The 1,146-nt window shown below is 73.7% G+C and carries 2 protein-coding genes; one reads left to right on the top strand and one right to left on the bottom strand.

Features of this window, described 5'->3' with window-relative positions; all coding sequences use genetic code 11:
• Window positions 1–223 (bottom strand): hypothetical protein (locus MZTS_RS24480; RefSeq protein WP_192285919.1); only part of this gene is annotated, 223 nt, incomplete at its 3' end.
• 399 nt (window positions 224–622) lie between these two features.
• Between MZTS_RS24480 and MZTS_RS24475 the strand changes: the two genes are divergently transcribed.
• Window positions 623–898 (top strand): S4 domain-containing protein, encoded by a 276-nt coding sequence (locus MZTS_RS24475; protein WP_192285917.1) that lies wholly within the window; start codon window positions 623–625, stop codon window positions 896–898.
• Window positions 899–1,146 lie beyond the last annotated feature (248 nt).

Below are 1,146 nucleotides of genomic sequence, written 5' to 3'. Positions count from 1 at the left end.
CGCCGAGGCCGCCGCCGCGACCGGCGAGGTCGAGGCGGTGGACGCCGCCGATTCGGCTGTTCCTGCCGATGAACCCGCCACCGAGACAAAGGTGGGCGAAGGGTCCGCCGAAGCCGCCGAGCCGCCGGCCCCCGAGACGGTCGAGGTCTGGCACCTGCACCGCCCGCAGCGTCACTCCGGCCCGCGGCCGGGGCGTGGCCAGGGCCGGCAGGAGGGCAGGCAAGATGGCCGGCAGGAGGGACGCCAGAGCGAGCGGCGGGGCGATGGCCCGCGCCGTCCCCGCGAGGACCGTCCGGAGGGCGGCCGTCCGCCCCGCGCCAAGGCAAGAGGCGAGGCGAGGCGAGGGGGGACGGACGCGGCGAGGCCCGGGGGGATGGCGGTCCGCGCCGCGACCACCAGGGCGGCCGCAACCGGCCCGACCGCCGCGACGAGAACCGTCGCCCCAATGCCGAGCAGCGCCCGCCGCGCCGCGAGCGCCAGCCCGATCCGGATTCGCCCTTCGCCGCCCTGGCCGCGCTGAAGGCGAAGCTCGAATCGGACGGGGGCAAGCGCTGAGGGCCTACGGCCCCGGCATTCCGGCATCGTCCCGTCTTCCGGGGCGATGCTCCCACGCAGGCGCACCGTGAGCGCGGGGCGCCAACGCCTCGACAAATGGCTGTGGTTCGCGCGCTTCGCCCGAACCCGCTCCATGGCGGCCCGGCTCGTCACCGACGGCCATGTCCGCGTGAACGGGACCCGCGCCGAGGCACCGGCCAAGGCGGTCCATTGCGGCGACGTCCTCACCGTCGCCGCCCCGCACGGCACGATGCTGGTCCGGGTGCTCGATCTCGGCGAGCGCCGGGGCGGCGCCCCGGAAGCCCAGCTGCTCTACGAGACGGTCGGGGACGACCCGTCCTGAGAGCTTGCCACGGGCGTCCCGGTCAGCGGTTTCGCCCCATAGGGATGAGGGCGCGGGGTCCATTTTGCCAAGGAGATCGCGGTTTACGGTGCGGCAATCTCTGTTCTCGGCAAACCAGACGCTTGATCATCGCCGCGCAAGCCTCTAAGCGGTCCGCGCCTTTACGCCCGGCTGCGGCCGGTCCCGCGGTAGGATTGCACGATGGCCAAGGAAAAGTTCACCCGTTCGAAGCCGCACTGCAACATCGG

Source organism: Methylorubrum zatmanii (assembly GCF_014845115.1).
Taxonomy (GTDB): Bacteria; Pseudomonadota; Alphaproteobacteria; order Rhizobiales; family Beijerinckiaceae; genus Methylobacterium; species Methylobacterium zatmanii.
This window is presented reverse-complemented; position numbering and strand designations above follow the sequence as displayed.